The 17554-nt window shown below is 72.8% G+C and carries 13 protein-coding genes; 1 reads left to right on the plus strand and 12 read right to left on the minus strand.

The window, feature by feature from the left end:
* Positions 1 to 54: 54 nt before the first annotated feature.
* From ACSNOG_RS12110 to ACSNOG_RS12150, 9 genes are all read right to left on the minus strand, one after another.
* Positions 55 to 2376: a xanthine dehydrogenase family protein molybdopterin-binding subunit gene (locus ACSNOG_RS12110; RefSeq protein ID WP_436752620.1), complete on the minus strand. Its 2322-nt coding sequence runs from the start codon at positions 2374 to 2376 to the stop codon at positions 55 to 57.
* Between the two features lie 41 nt (positions 2377 to 2417).
* Positions 2418 to 4676 carry a 2Fe-2S iron-sulfur cluster-binding protein gene (locus ACSNOG_RS12115; RefSeq protein ID WP_436752609.1) on the minus strand — a complete coding sequence of 753 codons (2259 nt, stop codon included), beginning with the start codon at positions 4674 to 4676 and terminating at the stop codon, positions 2418 to 2420.
* On the minus strand, positions 4673 to 5569 hold the full coding sequence (locus ACSNOG_RS12120; RefSeq protein ID WP_436752610.1) for an FAD binding domain-containing protein: 897 nt from the start codon (positions 5567 to 5569) through the stop codon (positions 4673 to 4675). The genes ACSNOG_RS12115 and ACSNOG_RS12120 overlap by 4 nt, the downstream gene beginning before the upstream one ends.
* Before the next feature lie 297 nt (positions 5570 to 5866).
* Positions 5867 to 7633 (minus strand): beta-N-acetylhexosaminidase, encoded by a 1767-nt coding sequence (locus ACSNOG_RS12125; protein WP_436752611.1) that lies wholly within the window; start codon positions 7631 to 7633, stop codon positions 5867 to 5869.
* Positions 7634 to 7637: 4 nt separating this feature from the next.
* Entirely contained in the window at positions 7638 to 8423 is a 786-nt protein-coding gene (locus tag ACSNOG_RS12130; RefSeq protein WP_436752612.1) for a carbohydrate ABC transporter permease, read from the minus strand.
* Positions 8424 to 8620: 197 nt separating this feature from the next.
* On the minus strand, positions 8621 to 9520 hold the full coding sequence (locus ACSNOG_RS12135) for a carbohydrate ABC transporter permease (protein ID WP_436752613.1): 900 nt from the start codon (positions 9518 to 9520) through the stop codon (positions 8621 to 8623).
* Positions 9521 to 9523: 3 nt separating this feature from the next.
* Positions 9524 to 10831 carry an extracellular solute-binding protein gene (locus ACSNOG_RS12140; protein ID WP_436752614.1) on the minus strand — a complete coding sequence of 436 codons (1308 nt, stop codon included), beginning with the start codon at positions 10829 to 10831 and terminating at the stop codon, positions 9524 to 9526.
* Positions 10832 to 11128: 297 nt separating this feature from the next.
* On the minus strand, positions 11129 to 11425 hold the full coding sequence (locus ACSNOG_RS12145; protein WP_190020519.1) for a DUF3039 domain-containing protein: 297 nt from the start codon (positions 11423 to 11425) through the stop codon (positions 11129 to 11131).
* Between the two features lie 187 nt (positions 11426 to 11612).
* Entirely contained in the window at positions 11613 to 12209 is a 597-nt protein-coding gene (locus tag ACSNOG_RS12150; protein ID WP_436752615.1) for a YqgE/AlgH family protein, read from the minus strand.
* A 229-nt stretch (positions 12210 to 12438) separates the two neighbouring features.
* Between ACSNOG_RS12150 and murA the strand changes: the two genes are divergently transcribed.
* The gene (murA, locus tag ACSNOG_RS12155; RefSeq protein WP_436752616.1) at positions 12439 to 13782 is read left to right on the plus strand and encodes a UDP-N-acetylglucosamine 1-carboxyvinyltransferase; all 1344 of its coding nucleotides are present in this window, start codon (positions 12439 to 12441) and stop codon (positions 13780 to 13782) included.
* A gap of 241 nt (positions 13783 to 14023) precedes the next feature.
* Here murA and ACSNOG_RS12160 read toward each other — a convergent pair whose 3' ends face one another.
* The 3 genes from ACSNOG_RS12160 to aspA all read right to left on the minus strand — a co-directional run bounded on the left by ACSNOG_RS12160 (position 14024) and on the right by aspA (position 17536).
* The gene (locus tag ACSNOG_RS12160; protein ID WP_071961969.1) at positions 14024 to 14305 is read right to left on the minus strand and encodes an HU family DNA-binding protein; all 282 of its coding nucleotides are present in this window, start codon (positions 14303 to 14305) and stop codon (positions 14024 to 14026) included.
* 273 nt (positions 14306 to 14578) lie between these two features.
* Positions 14579 to 16012: an NAD-dependent malic enzyme gene (locus ACSNOG_RS12165; protein ID WP_436752617.1), complete on the minus strand. Its 1434-nt coding sequence runs from the start codon at positions 16010 to 16012 to the stop codon at positions 14579 to 14581.
* 87 nt (positions 16013 to 16099) lie between these two features.
* Entirely contained in the window at positions 16100 to 17536 is a 1437-nt protein-coding gene (gene aspA, locus ACSNOG_RS12170) for an aspartate ammonia-lyase (RefSeq protein ID WP_436752621.1), read from the minus strand.
* Positions 17537 to 17554 lie beyond the last annotated feature (18 nt).

The following is a 17554-nucleotide window of genomic DNA, read 5'->3' on the forward strand; positions in this document are numbered from 1 at the left end:
ACAGTAACGGCGGGCAGTGACACGCCGGCACGGGTGGGGGCGGCTCGAAGGGCCTCAGGCGGTCGTTGCCACCGCCGCCTGGGGGCGGATCGGGAGGCGGTTGACCGGGCGGCCCGTGGCCGCGCGTACCGCCGATGCCACCGCCGCCGGCGACGTCACCACCGGCACCGCGCTGATCGCCTTGGCCCCGAAAGGAGCAACGACGTCGCGCTCCTCGACCAGCTTCACGATGTGGACGTCCGGGGTGTCCAGTGATGTCGGCAGGGCGTAGCCCGTGAAGTCCGGGCGGCGGACCATTCCGCCCGCCGTGCGGAGGTTTTCCGTCAGGGCCGCCCCGATGCCCTGGGTGATGCCCGCTTCGATGCGGGCCTTCGCCTGTGCGGGGTTCAGGACGCGGCCCACGTCCTGGGCCACCGCCATTTCGACCACGCGGACGGAGCCCAGTTCCACGTCCACGTCCACCACCGCGCGCACCGCGCAGAAGGCCATGCCGACGAACGCGTCGCCCTGGCCCGATTCGTCCAGCGGCTCGGTGGGGTGGGGGCGGCACTGGGCCGTGGCCCACAGTTCCTTGCCCTCCAGGGCTTCGGCGACCGTCGTGCTGAGGACGCCGTCGTACGACGTGATCTTGCCGTCGGCGATCGTCAGCAGCTCCGCGGACATGCCGAACTGCGCGGCGAGCGGCTGCAGCAGCTGCGTCCGCACCATCCGCGCCGCCCGCTCGACCGCGCCGCCCGACACCCACGTGTGGCGGCTGTGCGCGCCGGGCCCGGACGGGGGCTGGTCGGTGTCGACGGGGGCGATGTAGACCTCTTCGATGCCCAGGACCTCCTGGACGATCTGGCGCGCCAGGGTGGAGAAGCCCTGGCCGGTCTCCACGGCCGCGCAGATGACCGTGGCCGTCGGGCCGGTCACCTTGACCGTCGCCGTCGAGACCTCGTCCGCGCCCTCCGCGCCGAGCATGTGCACCATGCCCAGCCCGTAGCCGACGCCGCGCCGCACCGCGCCGGCCTCGCCCGCGCCGTCGGGGCCGCCGGGGAGCATCCACTCCTCCTCGGGGTCGTCCGAGGGGAGGGCGGGCAGCGGATAGTCACGGACGGCGCGCAGGAGCTCGGCGACGGGGGCCGGGCAGGTGACCGTCTGGCCGGTGGGCAGCAGGTCGCCCGTCGCCAGCACGTTGCGCAGGCGCAGCTCCGCCGGGTCCAGGCCCAGGCGCGCCGCGAGCTTGTCCATCTGGCCCTCGTACGCGGCGCACACCTGCATGGCGCCCTCGCCGCGCATGTGGCCGGACGGCGGGTTGTTCGTCCGGACCGCCCAGCCTTCGACGAAGGCGTGCGGGATGACGTACGGGCCGCAGGCGAAGGCCACGGCGGCGGCCAGGGCGTCGGACGAGGTGTCGGCGTAGGCGCCCGCGTCCAGCAGGATCTGCGCCTCGACCTTCACCAGCTTGCCGTCGGCGTCCGCGTGGTGGCGGTAGCGCAGGAGCGTGGGGTGGCGGTGCGGGTGGCCCAGGAAGGACTCCTCGCGGGTCGCGACGAGCTTGACGGGGTGGCCGGTGCGCAGCGCGAGCAGGCCGAGCGGCAGCTGCATGCCGGGGTCCTCGCGGTCGCCCATCGCCCCGGGCACGCCGGTGACGACGACCTTCACGCGCTCGGGCTCCAGGCCGAAGCAGGCGGCGGCCAGGTCGCGGTCGGCGTGCGGGTCGGTGGACGCGGTGTAGATCTCGACGCCGCCGTCGGGGCGGGGCACGGCCAGGCCGGCCTCGGCGCCGATGGGCGCCGGGTCCTGGCGGCCGATCCGGTAGAGGCCCTCGACGATCACCTCGCCGACCACCTCCGGGTCGCCGAAGCGCAGCGGGATGTGGCGGATCAGATTGCCGTCGGGGTGCAGCGGCTCGGCGGAGAAGGCCTGCTCGGGGTCGGTGACGGGCTCCAGCACCTCGTACTCGACGGCGATGGCCGCCGCGGCGAGGCGCGCGGTGTCGGGGTGGTCGGCGGCGACGGCGGCGATCGGCTCGCCGTGGTGGCGCACGAGGTCGGACGCGAAGACCGGGCGGTCGGCGACCTTACGGCCGTGGGCGGCGTCGCCGGGCACGTCCGCGTGCGTCACGACGGCGCGGACGCCCGGCATCCGGGCGGCCTCACTGGTGTCGATCGACAGGATGCGGGCGTGCGGGTGCGGGGAACGCAGGAGCGCGGCCCACAGCAGGCCCTCGGCCCACAGGTCGGCCGCGTACGGGTAGATGCCCTGCGTCTTGGCCTCCGCGTCGGCCGGGCGGAGGGACGCGCCGATGCCGTACTGCGGTTCGGCGTGACCGGGCGCGACGAGCAGCGGGACGGACGTGGCCGAGGTGGAGCCTTCGCCCGCGCCCACCATTCCCGCCATTCCGCCCGGTCCACCCATTCCGCCGCTTCCCGTCATGCCGTCGTCGCCTTTCCGCTGCCCCCGCCGTGCGGGCCCGCCTGGTGCGGGATACGGGCCTGGTCCGCATCCGGCTGCCCCTCGTACGCCTGGCCCTCGTAGGCCTGCCCCTCGTAGGCCTGACCCTGGGCCTGCCCCTGGCCTTGCGCGTCCTGAAGCTCCTGCTCCTGGGCGGCTGCCGCCTCGCGCTCGCCGACGACCTGACGGACCGCGTCCAGCACGCCCCGGTAGCCCGAGCAGCGGCAGAGGTTGCCGCAGATGGCCTGGCGCGTCTCCCTCTCGGTCGGGGCGTGGTTGCCCTCGAGGAGGTCGTGCATGGTCATCGCCATGCCGGGCACGCAGAACCCGCACTGCACGGCGCCGCACTCGGCCAGCGCCCGCTGCACGTCGGACGGCCTGCCGTCCACGGCCAGGCCCTCGACCGTACGGACCTCCGCGCCCGCGGTGGTGGCCGCCGGCACGAGGCAGGACGCCACGAGCCGCCCGTCGACCTGCACCGAGCAGGCCCCGCACTCGCCCTGCGAGCAGCCGTCCTTGGCCCCGGCGAGACCGAGGCGCTCGCGCAGGACGTAGAGCAGCGACTCGCCGATCCACGCGTCGGTCACGGGCCGGTCGGTGCCGTTCACGCGCAGGACGTAGGACGTGCAGGGGTGCTCGTTGTGCGGGACGCCCGTGCCGAGCGGGTCGGAGAGACCTAGGGGGTCGGTCGCGGCGAGGGCATCGGAGCTGCCGAGCGTGTCGGAGCCACCGAGCGTGTCGTGCGCCGGGACGCCCGGGGACGGGATGCCGTGGTCCGGCATGTCCTGCATGTTCTGCATGTCCGGCACGCCCGGCACGCCCGGCACGCCGTGTTCCGGGGCGGCCTCGGTGCCGCCGGCCGGCTCGTCCTGCCGGTGCTCGGGGGCTTCGGAGGGCGCCGCCTCGGGCGCTACGTGATCTGCCGCCACGTCGGGCGCCACGTGATCGGACGCCACGTGATCAGGCGCCCCGGCATCCGGCGCTACGGCATCGGTCGCATCCGACGGGCCGCCCTGCTGCGGTACGAAGTGCTCGGGCAGCGTGGGCCGGCCGTGCTGCTCGGCCGGGCCCGCATGGCCGAACGACTCGGCGTGCACCGCCTGCTGCGGCGGAACGGTCGGCTGCAGGTGCTGCCCGGGATGCTGTCCCGGCTCCGGCTCCTGTTCCGGCTCCGGCGCGGACTGCGGCTCCTCGGGGCCGGCAGCGTCATCTGCGGCGGACGGCTCGCGCTCAAGCACGTGGTCGTGGTCGTGCTCGTACGCCGTCCCGCCCGCGCCCGGATTATCGCCCGTACCGGTGACGTCGCTGACGTACGCCGGCACGGTGAACGTGCTCGTCGCGTCCACGCCCGGAGCGGCCGGAGGCTCGCCGGGCAGGTGGGAAGCGGAATGCTCCGCGGCCGCACCGGGGAAGCCGTCCAGCGCGTACTCGCCGGACGCGTCTGCCGTAACCGGCGCGTCCTCGGGCAGAACCGGAACCGACCACTGGCCGGTGTCGACGCCCGGCACGGGCGTACCGGCGGCCGGGGTGGCCGCGGCCAGCGACTGGCGCCAGGAGTCGTCCACGGGCTGCGCCGACCAGGGAGCCGACGGCGTCACCGGCGCCGCGGGCGCCTCCGGCGCGGCGCCGCGGACGAGGTACTCGCCGGACTCGTCGACGGGGTCGTCGCCCGCGGCCGGCACGGACCACTGGCCCGTCGAACCGGCACCGGGCGCCGGCCACTCCGCCGTGGCGTGAGGGTCGGCATCGTGCAGGCCGCCACTGTGAAGGTCACCGCCGTGAACGTCACCGCCGTGGACATCACCACCGTGAACGCCTTGGACGCCCTCGCCGTACGTCTCACCGTAGGCGGCGTCATGCACACCGGAATGAGCGTCATGCACACCGGAGTGAGCGTCATGCGCACCGGCGTGGGCCTCGGGCCCCGGCTGGTAGCCCCCCTGCTGGCCCCCGGCCTCCCCGTGCCCGTACGTCCCCCACTGCCCCTGCGCCCCCGCGGCGGCCGCCGCCGCGGGCGCCTGCTGCCAGGAGTCGGCGGAGGGCGGGGTGTAGCCGCCCGAGCCGGCCGCTGCCAGCGGGTCCCACGTGCCGGTGCCGGACGTGGCGGCTCCCGGGTGCGCGAGGAGCTCGGGGGGCAGTTGCAGGAACGTCGTGCCCTCGTCGTACTCCCCGCCGCGCGGGATCGGCTCCCAGCCGACCGGGCCGGCGGCGTGGGCCTGTCGCTGTTCGTCACTCACGCGAGTGCCCTCCCCAGTGCTCGGCGGGCCAGAGTCGCCACCGTACGACGCAAGTGCAGCGCGGCGGGCGGCAGGGTGCCCGGCTCCCCGCCGTCGAGAGCGGGCGCGGGGTCCGGGATGCAGGCCGCGGCGACGTAGTCGCCGAAGGCGGCGCACGCCTCGGGGGCGAGCGTGCGCTCGCCGTCCCAGTCGATGAGCGAGGCGACCCACTGCTCGGCGTCGAGCGGGCGCAGCGGCATGGGTGCGACGGCGCCCACCGCGCAGCGCACGCCCCGCCGGGCGGGGTCGAGGACGACGGCGACGGACGCGGTGGCGCGGCCCGGGCCGGTGCGTCCGGTGGCCTTGAGGAAGGTCTGCGGGGCGTGCAGCAGGGGCACGCGGACGTAGCCGATGAGCTCGCCGGGGGCGAGCATGTCGTAGCCCGTCAGGAGGTGGCCGACGGGGATCTCGCGGCGGCTGCCGCCGGGGCCGGCGATGACGAGGGTGGCCTCGAGGGCGGCGAGGACGGGCAGGGCGTCACCGGTCGGCGCGGCGGAGGCGATGTTGCCGCCGAGGGTGCCGGCGTTGCGGATCTGGGGCGGGCCCGCGGCGCGGGCGGCGGCCGCGAGCGCCGGGATGAGGGCCGCGAAGTCGGGGCGGCCCATCCGGGCGTGGGTGAGGCCGGCACCGAGCAGGGCGTGGCCGTCCTGGTACTGCCAGCCGCGGATCTCGCTGATGCGGCCGAGGCCGACGAGGCCGGCGGGCCGCAGCAGGCCGGAGTTGACGGCGGCCATCAGATCGGTGCCACCCGCGACGGGCACGGCCGCGGGCATGGCGGCCAGCGCCGCCACGGCCTCGTCGAGCGAGCCCGGCAGCGTCACCGTGTGCGCTGCCTGCGGTGCGTGCGTGGTCAACCCAGCTGCCCCTTCCCCGGTGGTCCCGGCTGTCCGGCCTGATCCCGCCGTACGATCCCGCCGTACGGTACGTCCTCACGGCCCGGACGTGGCAACTCTGGCACATCTTCGGACTCCGCCGTCGCGAGGGTCCACGAACCGCCGATCCGTCCCCGGCAATGCGAATGGTCCGATTTTCGGGAGTGTCCCCGCTCTGTACGGATTGCCATTTTAGGGGGCCTTTTTACGACTTACGGCAGTGTGTGAAGGACCACCGTGCCAGCCGTCCGGCGCAGCGGCGCGCAGCTTGGCCGTGGCTCACACGATCGGGGGCGCGCCCTCGATCGGGCGTCCGAGGAGGCCGGGGCGGCGCTGCCAGGGCCGGGGGCCGCCGGGCGGCCGGTAGCCCACGCCCAGGGCGTCGAGGCGGGCGTAATGGGCGGTCATGCGGCGTTCGAAGGCCGGGTAGTCGCGCTCGGCCGGCGCGGGCAGTTCCGACCAGACGGCCTCGGCGAAGGCGGCCAGGCGCGGGAAGGCCTGGTAGTCGACGCGCTGCTGGTCCTCCGTCACCTCGCTCCAGAGGTTGGCCTGGGCGCCGAGGACGCGGGCGGCCTCGGCGCCGGTGAGGCCGGGCGGCACGGGATCGAAGCGGTAGACGTCCTCCAGGGTGCGGACGTAGCCGATCGGTACGGGCTCGTCGGTACCCGGTGCCTGCCGGTGGTCGAGGTAGACCTGCTGCTCGGGGCACATGACGACGTCGTGCCCGGCACGCGCCGCGGCGACGCCCCCCGCGTACCCCCGCCACGAGGAGACGGCGGCCCCCTCCGCCAGGCCCCCTTCGAGGATCTCGTCCCAGCCGATCAGGCGCCGGCCGCGCTCGGCCAGCCAGCGGTCGAAGTGCCGGACGAACCAGCTCTGCAGCTCGTCCTCGCCGGCCAGGCCCAGCTCCCGGATCCTGGCCTGCGCGGCCGGGGACGCCTTCCACTGGTCCTTGGGGCACTCGTCGCCGCCGATGTGCACGAAGGGCGCGGGAAAGAGGTCGAGGACCTCGGTCAGCACGCCCTCGTAGAAGGCGAGAACGGCGTCGGAGGGGGCCAGCACGTTCGGGCTGACGCCCCACGTGTCCCACACCGTCAGGGCGGCGGTGTCCACGACGTCGGTGTTGCCGAGCTCCGGGTACGCGGCGATGGCGGCCTGCGAGTGCCCGGGGACGTCGATCTCGGGGACGACGGTGATGTGCCGCTCGGCGGCGTACGCGACGATCTCGCGGATGTCGTCCTGCGTGTAGTAGCCGCCGTGCGGGCGCTCGTCCCACAGCGGCGAGGCGCGGTGCCCGAGCTTGGTGCGGGCCCGCCACGCGCCGGTCTCCGTCAGGCGGGGATAGCGCTCGATCTGTACGCGCCAGCCCTGGTCGTCCGTCAGGTGCAGGTGCAGGACGTTGAGCTTGTGCGCGGCGAGGAGGTCGAGGTACCGCAGGACGCCGTCCTTGGGGAGGAAGTGCCGGGCCACGTCCAGGAGGACGCCGCGCCAGCGGAACCGCGGGGCGTCCCGCACGGCGACCGCGGGCACGGGCCACTCCCGCTTCCCGGTGACCGGCGCCCGCCGGAACGCCTCCGGGCCGAGCAGCTGACGGAGGGTCTGCGCGCCCCAGAAGACCCCGGCCGCGGTGCCGGCCCGGATGCGGATGCCGTCGCCGGTGCTGACGAGCTGATAACCCTCCGGGCCGAGCTCCTGCTCCGGCCCGGTGTCGATGCGCAAGCTGATGCAGTTGCCACTGCCACTGCCGAAGGCGCTGCCGTCCGCAAGCGGGAGCCCGGTCGCGGCACCGACGGTGGCGCGGAGCCAGCGCGCCACGCCCTCGGTGCCCGGCCCCGCGTCGAGGCACGTGTCCCGGTCGACCACGGCGGAGGGACCGCTGCCCGGATCGGCCGGCACCACCGGAACGACCGGTGCGGCCTCTCGCGGCGCGGGAATCAGACCCCCGGGGATCAGACCCCCGGGGATCAGGTCTGCGGGGACCGGGCCCGCGGGGACCGGCTCCGCGGGAAACGCGGACGGACCGGAACGTGCACCGGAATCGCTCATGGCATCAATCCTTCACCGCTCCGCCGAGGCCCGACACGAGCCTCCGCTGTACGAGTACGAAGAAGACGAGTACCGGAACGGTCATGACGGTCGACGCCGCCATGATGCCGCCCCAGTCGTTGCCCTCGTCCTTGAAGAAGACGAGGAGCGCCATCGGCAGGGTGGAGTTCTCGGTGGCGCTGACGATGAAGGACTTCGCGAAGAGGAAGTCGTTCCACGTCGAGATGAAGGAGAAGACGCTCGTCGCGACGAGACCGGGGAAGACCAGCGGGAAGAGGATCTGCCACAGGAAGCGGGAGCGGCTCGCGCCGTCGAGGTACGCGGCCTCCTCCAGCGCTTCGGGAACCGCCCGGACGAATCCGCGCAGCATCCAGATCGCGAAGGGCAGCGAGAAGGCGATGTGGGGCAGGATCAGCGCGCCGAGGGTGTTGAGGCCGATGCCGGGAACCGTCTGCCCCGCGTCGCGCAGGAGGAAGAACAGCGGAATGGTGAGGGCCTCGACCGGCACCATCTGGGCGACGAGGAACATGACGAGCAGCGTCGTCCTGAACCGGAAGCGGAAGCGGGTGACGGCGGTCGCGGCGAGGAAGGCCACGGCCGCGGAGACCACGACGACGGTGCCCGCGACGAGCAGGCTGTTGAGGAAGTAGCGCGCGAAGTCCTGCTGGCCGAAGACGCGCCGGAACGCGTCCAGGGAGGGCTCCGAGGTCCAGGGGCGGGGCCGCTCCGACTGCACTTCGCCGGCGGGCTTCACCGCGGACAGGACCATCCAGTAGAGCGGGAAGGCCACTACGGCGGCGGTCAGCAGGGCGGCGGCCTCGGCGGCCGGGCGCCACGGCCGGCGGACGCGAAGGAAGCGTACGGAGCCCGCACCCCGGAAGCTCGTACCCCGGGGGGCCCTGCCCCGGAGGGTCCTCCCCCGAAGGGGCCTGCCCCGGAGGCTCATATCCCGGCGGCTCGTATCCCGGCGGCTCGTATCCCGGCGGCTCATATCTCCTCCCCCTGGCGCCTGAGCAGCCGCAGGTAGCCGAGCGTGACCGCGAGCAGGATCAGCAGCATGACGACCCCGATGGCCGAGCCGAGGCTGTACTGGGAGGACGCGAACGCCTTCTGGTAGGCGTAGACGTTCAGGGTCAGGTTCTGTCCGGCGATCCCGCCGCCGTTGGTCATCACGTAGATCTGGGTGAAGATCTTGAAGTCCCAGATGACCGACTGGATGGTGACGACGACGAGGATCGGCCGGAGCATCGGCGCCATGACCCCGCGCCAGATGCGCCACTGCGAGGCGCCGTCCAGGGCGGCCGCTTCCAGGACCTCGCGGGGGATGGCCCGGATGCCGGCGTAGACGGTCACCATGACGAAGGGGAACGAGCACCAGACGACTTCGAGGAGGACGAGCGCGAAGGCGCTGTAGCGGTCGTAGGTCCACGAGTAGCCGTCGAAGCCGCTCATGCCGAGCCGGGTGAGCAATTTGTCCACAGGCCCGAAGTCGGGGTCGAAGAGGAAGAGCCAGACCGTCGAGCCGGTGACGGCGGGCGTGGCCCACGCGCCGAGCGCGGCGGCCATCAGGGCGAACCGCGGCAGGGCGCGCACGCGCGTGAGGAGGACGGCGAGCGCGCAGCCGACGGCGAGGGTGGAGAGCACGCACGCGGCCGCGAAGAGGACGGTGGAGAGCAGCACCTCCCGGAACTGTGCGTCGCCGAAGAGGGCCGCGTAGTTGCCGAAGCCCCGGAAGGAGGTGGGCTCGCCGCCGCTGACCTGGGCTTGGGTGTACTCCAGGAAGGAGATGAGCCCGAGCTGGTAGACGGGGTAGACGAGCAGTCCGCCGACGAGGAGAAGGGCGGGGGCGAGGTAGAGCCACGGTGTGTACCGGCTGTGGGTGCGCATCGTTCAGCCCGCCGCCCTGAACGCGGCGTTCATCTTCTTCGCCGCGGCCGCCGCCGCGGCGTCCACGCTCCTGCGGCCGCTCACGATCTCCTGGAGCATCGTCGGCAGGACCTGCCCGGCGTCGATGGCGGCCCACGCGGGGGTCACGGGCACGAAGGCGGCGCCCGCCGTGAGCGTCTTCACGAAGGGTTCGACGAAGGGCTGTCTTCGGGCCGCTTCCCTGCGCACGTCCGTGTAGGTGGGCAGGAAGCCCATGGCGTCGAAGAGCTCGGCCTGGGTGCGCTTGCCGGTGAGGGACCGCATCAGGGCGACGGCGAGCGTACGGCGCGAACTGCCCTTGAGGACGCCGAGATTGTTCCCGCCCGCGAACGCGGGGGCGATGCTGCCTTCTCCGGCCCCCGGCAGCGGCACGACCGCGTACTTGCCCCGGACCTCGCCGTTCTCGACGGCCCGGTGGCTGAAGTCGCCGCCGATGGCCATGGCCGCCTTGCCCGAGGCGAACGCCTCGACGGTGGCGTTCCCGCCCATCTGTGCGCACTTGGCGGGCGGGCAGTTGTGGTCGCCGAACAGGCCGGTGTACGCCTCGATGCCCTTCTTGGCCGCCTCGTGGTCGATCGCGGCGGTGTACTTCCTGCCCTTCTGCCGGGCGAGGGCACCGCCGTTGGCCCACAGGAAGGGCAGGGCTCCGTACGTGTAGGCGCCGCCGACCACCAGCCCGTACATCCCCGGCCGCTCCCGGTGGACACGGCGCGCGGTCTCCGCGAGCTCCGCCTGGGTGCGCGGCGGCCGGAGGCCGAGCTCGCGGAAGACGTCGGTGCGGTAGTAAAGGGCCCGCACGCCGACGAACAGCGGGGCGCCGTAGACCTTGCCGTCCACGGTCACCGAGCGGCGGGCGGTGGGGTCGGTGTCCTTCGCCTCCGGCCAGGCGCCGAAGTCGGCGGTGATGTCCGCCAGTCCGCCGTCGCGCACGTAGCCGGCGGTGTCGGTGTTGCCGTACTCGATGACGTCCGGGGCGTTGGCGGGGTCGTTGAAGGCGGCCTTGATGCGCTGGGCGCGCGTCTCGACGGGGATGTAGGTGACGTCGACGGAGACGCCGCGGTGTTCCCGGGCGAAGGCGGTGACGGCCTTGTCGACGACGGCGGCCTTGGGCGCGTTGTCGACCTCCCGGAAGAGCCAGACGCGCAGCCGTCCCGTGCTGTCGTCGCCGCCGGCGCCGCCGACGGAGGTCGAGGGGGCGCAGGCGCTCAGGGCGACGGCGGCCGCGGCCAGGGCGGCCGCCCAGCCGGATAAACGGCGGCCTAAGGGCGTCATGGGGGTCCCCTCCCGCGTGGCGTTGCAACATACGCAATGGGCGTTTCGCTCAGCACAACTGGCAGGAGAGTAAAGGCGTGCCATGACCCCGACAAGAGGTCTCCACCACACCGTGATCCGCAAAAGCACCCTGCGCAACGCGGGCGCCGCCGCACGCCGCCCGGGCACGCTCGCACCCGCACGCCGCACGTTCGCCCGCGCCGGCGCCCGCCCGCACACGCACGCGGCCCCCGGGACGCGCCTCAGCGCGTCCCGGGGGCCGGGAAGGATGGTGTGCCGGCGGCGGGGAGCCGGGCCTTACTTCTTGTCGCCGCCCTTGCCGCCCTTGCCGTCCTTGTCCCCGCCGGCACCCATGCCGTCGAAGATCTCCTTGCACATCGGACAGACCGGGTACTTCTTCGGGTCGCGTCCCGGGACCCAGACCTTGCCGCACAGGGCGACGACCGGGGAACCGGAGAGCGCGCTCTCCATGATCTTGTCCTTCTGGACGTAATGGGCGTAGCGCTCGTGGTCGCCGTCGCCGTGCGACACCTGCGGCGTCGGCTCTACGAGGGTGCCGGTCCCTGCCCCGCGCTCGGGCTCAAGAGTGCTCATGGTCTCCAAGGGTACTGGGGGACACCGCCGGGGACCGATCCACGGTCCGGTCGTTTCCCGCCCGCGTCGCGACCGGTCGCGCCCCCGCCGGACGGCAGCTGTACGGGGAGCCCGGCGCGACGACACGCCCGGGCCGTGCCCGGGGCCGCGGCCGGGGTTGCGCCCGGGCCGGCGGCGAGCCGCGGCGTCAGTTCAGGCTCGGGTCGTCCGGGTAGGTGGCCACCATCGCCAGCTCGTTGCGCTGCCGGCGCAGCACCGCGCGCCACAGCTGCGACGGGTCGGGCGAGGAGACATCGCCCGGCTCGGACTCCACCACGTACCACGCGCCCTCGACCAGCTCCTCCTCCAGCTGGCCGGGGCCCCAGCCGGCATAGCCGGCGAAGATCCGCAGCGAGCCGAGGGCGGCCGCGAGCAGCTCCGGCGGGGCCTCCAGGTCCACGAGGCCGATCGCGCCGTGGACGCGGCGCCAGCCGAGCGGGCCGTCGCCGACGACGGCGGAGGCACCCGTCTTGCCGTGCCCCTCGCCCGGGACCACGGCCACGCCCAGCGCCGAGTCGAGCGAGACGGGCCCGCCCTGGAAGACCACGCCCGGCTCCCCGGCGAGCGCGGCCCAGGACTCCAGGATGTCGCCCACCCCGACGGGGGTCGGCCGGTTCAGGACCACTCCGAGGGAACCCTCCTCGTCGTGGTCGAGCAGCAGCACCACCGCGCGGTCGAAATTCGGGTCAGCGAGCGCCGGTGTCGCGACAAGCAGTCGTCCTGTGAGCGAGGACACCTCGGACATGGGCACATGATCCCGCATTTCGGGCCCGCGCGGGGGGCGGACGCCCACTCCGGCAAGAAAGGGGCGGCCCCCGGCGCCCCGCCGATAACCGGTAGCGACCATTCCATTAACGGAGCGTGTTGTTGCAAAGCCATGACGTGCCCGGAGCCCCCTCGGGCATGCAGGGCGGCCCCCTCGTCGCATTACCCTTTCTTCTTGCCCCCTGCCCAACTCCAGGAACGCGAGATCCATGACCGGCCCTGACGATGTCCTGCTTGTCCACGGCGGTACCCCGCTCGAGGGCGAGATCCGTGTCCGCGGCGCGAAGAACCTCGTGCCGAAGGCCATGGTCGCCGCGCTGCTCGGGCACGGCCCCAGCCGTCTGCGCAACGTCCCCGACATCCGCGACGTGCGCGTCGTGCGCGGACTGCTGCAGCTGCACGGTGTGACCGTCCGCCCCGGCGACGAGCCCGGCGAGCTGGTCCTCGACCCCACGTACGTGGAGAGCGCCAACGTCGCGGACATCGACGCGCACGCCGGCTCCTCGCGCATCCCGATCCTGCTGTGCGGCCCGCTGCTGCACCGGCTCGGCCACGCCTTCATCCCCGGCCTGGGCGGCTGCGACATCGGCGGCCGGCCGATCGACTTCCACTTCGAGGTGCTGCGCCAGTTCGGCGCGACCATCGAGAAGCGCGAGGGCGGCCAGTACCTGGAGGCCCCGCAGCGGCTGCGCGGCTGCAAGATCCGCCTGCCCTACCCCTCGGTCGGCGCGACCGAGCAGGTGCTGCTGACCGCCGTCCTGGCGGAGGGCGTCACGGAGCTGTCCAACGCGGCCGTGGAGCCCGAGATCGAGGACCTCATCTGCGTGCTGCAGAAGATGGGCGCGATCATCGCCATGGACACCGACCGGACCATCCGGATCACCGGTGTCGACAAGCTCGGCGGCTACAACCACCGCGCGCTCTCCGACCGCCTCGAGGCGGCCTCCTGGGCGTCCGCGGCGCTGGCCACCGGGGGCAACATCTACGTGCGCGGCGCCCAGCAGCGCTCGATGATGACCTTCCTCAACACCTACCGCAAGGTCGGCGGCGCCTTCGAGATCGACGACGAGGGCATCCGCTTCTGGCACCCGGGCGGCTCGCTCAACGCCATCGCCCTGGAGACGGACGTCCACCCCGGCTTCCAGACCGACTGGCAGCAGCCGCTGGTCGTGGCCCTGACGCAGGCCTCGGGCCTGTCCATCGTCCACGAGACGGTGTACGAGTCGCGCCTCGGCTTCACCTCCGCGCTCAACCAGATGGGTGCTCACATCCAGCTGTACCGCGAGTGCCTGGGCGGTTCCGCCTGCCGCTTCGGCCAGCGCAACTTCCTGCACTCGGCGGTCGTCTCCGGCCCCACCAAGCTGCAGGGCTCCGACATGGTCGTCCCCGACCTGCGCGGCGGCTTCTCGTACCTGATCGCGGCCCTGGCCGCGGAGGGCACCTCGCGCGTCCACGGCATCGACCTGATCAACCGCGGCTACGAGAACTTCATGCAGAAGCTGAAGGATCTGGGCGCGAACGTGGAGATGCCCGGCGGCGACCCCGTCGCCTAAAGCGCACCGCACCGCCACCGGCGGCACCGACGCCTGAGCGGCGCCGTTCTGACGGGCCGTAAGCGCCTGTACGAGCCATCCAAGGCCCGTACAGGCGCTTTCGCGCATCCGGGTGGCATCCAGGTGGCCGTACGCCGCCCGCGGGCCCTGCAGGGCCCGTAGAGGCCCGGGAAAGCCCGAAGGGCGGTCACCCCGGCCCGGGGTGACCGCCCTTCCAGCGCTGAGCGCAGCGCTGAAGGCCTTACTTGCCCTTGGCGGCTTCCTTGAGCTTGGAGCCCGCGGAGACCTTCACGCTGTAACCGGCAGCGATCTGGATCGGCTCACCCGTCTGCGGGTTGCGAGCGGTCCGAGCGGCACGGTGGGTGCGCTCGAAGGTCAGGAAGCCGGGGATGGTGACCTTCTCGTCGCCCTTGGCGACGATCTCGCCGACGGTCTCGGCGAGCGCGGCCAGAACGGCGTCGGCGTCCTTGCGGGTCACCTCGGCGCGGTCGGCCAGCGCGGCCACCAGCTCACTGCGGTTCATGTTGTACTCCCGTGTTCTTCTTGCCAATGAGGCGTGAGATCGAAGCCGATGCTGCCAGGGCCCTCGGACAGTCCCCGGACCCGGGTCCGTTGCCAGACCCTCGCGCCCGGTTACGCATCCTGCCCCCACCAGTGGCGGGAAAGCCAATCCGGCACCCTGGAGAGTCACACGGAAAGCGGCACAGCCTCGGATACAGCCGCATTTCTGCGGCCTGATTTCTGCCCGACACCTTAGGGGCAGGTCGCGGGCCCGGTGGCCCGCGACGCGCCGTCATCAGGCGGTCGTGGTGCCCGTCACAGCCGCCCCGGCGGCCTTCGCGGCCTCGCGGACGGCGCCCGCGACCGCCCCGGCGACCTTGTCGTTGAAGACGCTGGGGATGATGTAGTTCGCGTTGAGTTCGTCTTCGGCGACGACGTCGGCGAGGGCGCGGGCGGCGGCGAGCATCATGTCGGTGTTGACCGTGCGGGACTGGGCGTCGAGGAGGCCGCGGAAGACTCCGGGGAAGACCAGGACGTTGTTGATCTGGTTGGGGAAGTCGGAGCGGCCGGTGGCGACGACGGCGGCGGTCTGGCGGGCGATGCCGGGCTCGACCTCGGGGTCGGGGTTGGCGAGCGCGAAGACGATCGCGTTCTGGGCCATCGCGGCGACGTCGTCGCCGTTGAGGACGTTGGGGGCGGAGACGCCGATGAAGACGTCCGCGCCGCGCACGGCCTCCTTCAGGGTGCCGGTGATGCCTTCGGGGTTGGTGTTGTCCGCGATCCAGCGCAGCGCGGTCTGCGGGCCGGCGTCGACGAGGTCGGGGCGGTGGGCGTGGACGACGCCGTGGATGTCGGCGACGACGGCGTGCTTGACGCCGGCGGCGATCAGCAGCTTCAGGATGGCGGTGCCGGCGGCGCCCGCGCCGGACATGACGACGCGGACGTCGCCGATGTGTTTGCCGACCACGCGCAGGGCGTTGGTCAGGGCGGCCAGGACGACGATGGCGGTGCCGTGCTGGTCGTCGTGGAAGACGGGGATGTCCAGGGCCTCGCGCAGGCGGGCTTCGATTTCGAAGCAGCGGGGGGCGGAGATGTCTTCGAGGTTGATGCCGGCGAAGCCGGGGGCGATGGCCTTGACGATCTCGACGATGGCGTCGGAGTCCTGGGTGTCGAGGCAGATGGGCCAGGCGTCGATGCCGGCGAAGCGCTTGAAGAGGGCGGCTTTGCCTTCCATGACGGGCAGGGCGGCTTTGGGGCCGATGTTGCCCAGGCCCAGGACGGCGGAGCCGTCGGTGACCACCGCGACGCTGTTGCGTTTGATGGTCAGGCGGCGGGCGTCTTCGGGGTTTTCGGCGATGGCCATGCATACGCGGGCGACGCCGGGGGTGTAGACCATGGAGAGGTCGTCGCGGTTGCGGATGGGGTGTTTGGAGGCCATCTCGATTTTGCCGCCGAGGTGCATCAGGAAGGTCCGGTCGGAGACCTTGCCCAGGACGACGCCTTCGATGCCGCGGAGCTTTTCGACGATCTCGTCGGCGTGCTCGGTGGAGGTCGTCGCCATGGTGACGTCGATCCGCAGCTTCTCGTGACCGGAAGCGGTCACGTCCAGGCCGGTCACCGACCCGCCGGAGGACTCCACGGCCGTGGTGAGCTGGCTGACCGCGGTCCCGCCGGCGGGAACCTCCAGCCGGACCGTCATCGAGTACGAGACGCTAGGCGCCGTTGCCATGGGGGTGCTTCTTCTTTCTGGAGCCGAGGGGTGAGACGTGCTGATTGCGGGGGTGGTGCCGTGAGCCGGGGCGGGGTGGCCCCGGTGTCAGGCCTCGACGGGCGCCGCGGCCCGGGTGTGCGGGCGGGCGAGGTTGTCGGGGTGGAGGATCTCCCGGAGCCGCTCCTGGGTGAGCAGGCCCTTGGACAGGACGAGGTCGTGCACCGACGCGCCCGTGGTCAGGGCCTCCTGGGCGACGGCGGTGGCCTGCTCGTACCCGATGTGCGGGTTGAGCGCGGTGGCCAGGCCGATGGACTGGCCGACGAGGCGGGCCAGGTGCTCGCGGTTGGCGGTGATGCCGGTGACGCAGCGCTCGGCCAGCGTCAGGCAGCCGGCCCGGAGGTGGGTGAGGCTCTTGAGGAGGCTGTGGGCGATGACCGGCTCGAAGGCGTTGAGCTGGAGCTGGCCGGCCTCGGCGGCGAAGGTGACCGTCACGTCGTTGCCGATCACCTCGAAGGCGATCTGGTTGACGACCTCCGGGATCACCGGGTTCACCTTGCCGGGCATGATGCTCGAACCCGCCTGGACCGGCGGCAGGTTGATCTCCGCGAGGCCTGCGCGCGGGCCGCAGGACAGCAGGCGCAGGTCGTTGCAGGTCTTGGAGAGCTTGACGGCGATCCGCTTGAGCACGCCGGAGAGCTGGACGAACGCGCCCATGTCCTGGGTGGCCTCGACGAGGTCGCCGGCGACCTGGAGCGGGAAGCCGGTGATTCCGCTCAGGTGGCGGCAGGCGAGTTCGGCGTAGCGCGGGTGGGCGTTGAGACCGGTGCCGATGGCGGTGCCGCCGAGGTTGATCTCGCGGAGCAGCGCGCACGCCTCCGCCAGGCGGGCCCGGTCCTCGCCGAGCATGACGGCGTAGGCGGCGAACTCCTGACCCAGCGTCATGGGAACGGCGTCCTGCAGCTGGGTGCGGCCCATCTTCAGGACGTCCGCGAACTCCTCCGCCTTGGCGGCGAACGCCTGGCGGAGCACGTCCATGGCCTCCAGGAGGCGCTCGGCGGCGAGCTGCAGGGAGAGGTTGACCGCGGTCGGGTAGACGTCGTTGGTGCTCTGCCCGGCGTTGACGTCCTCCAGCGGGTGCAGGTGCTTGTAGTCGCCCTTGTCGTGGCCGAGGAGTTCGAGCGCGCGGTTGGCGATGACCTCGTTGGCGTTCATGTTGGTGGACGTGCCGGCGCCCCCCTGGATGACGTCGACGACGAAGTGGTCGTGCCACTGCCCGGCGCGGATCTCCTCGCAGGCCCGGACGATCGCGTCCACCTTGCGGTCGTCGAGCAGGTCCAGGTCGCGGTTGGCGAGGGCGGCAGCCTGCTTGACGGAGGCGAGGGCGGTGACGAGGTCGGGGTAGGCGGAGATGGGGGTGCCCGTGATGGGGAAGTTCTCCACGGCGCGCAGCGTGTGGATGCCGTAGTACGCGGCGGTGGGGACGTCGCGCTCGCCGAGGAGGTCGTGTTCGCTGCGGGAGGGGCCGGGGACGGAGGCCGACATGGGGGGATCCGATCGGGG

It is taken from the genome of Streptomyces sp. URMC 124, assembly GCF_051386455.1.
Lineage (GTDB): Bacteria > Actinomycetota > Actinomycetes > Streptomycetales > Streptomycetaceae > Streptomyces.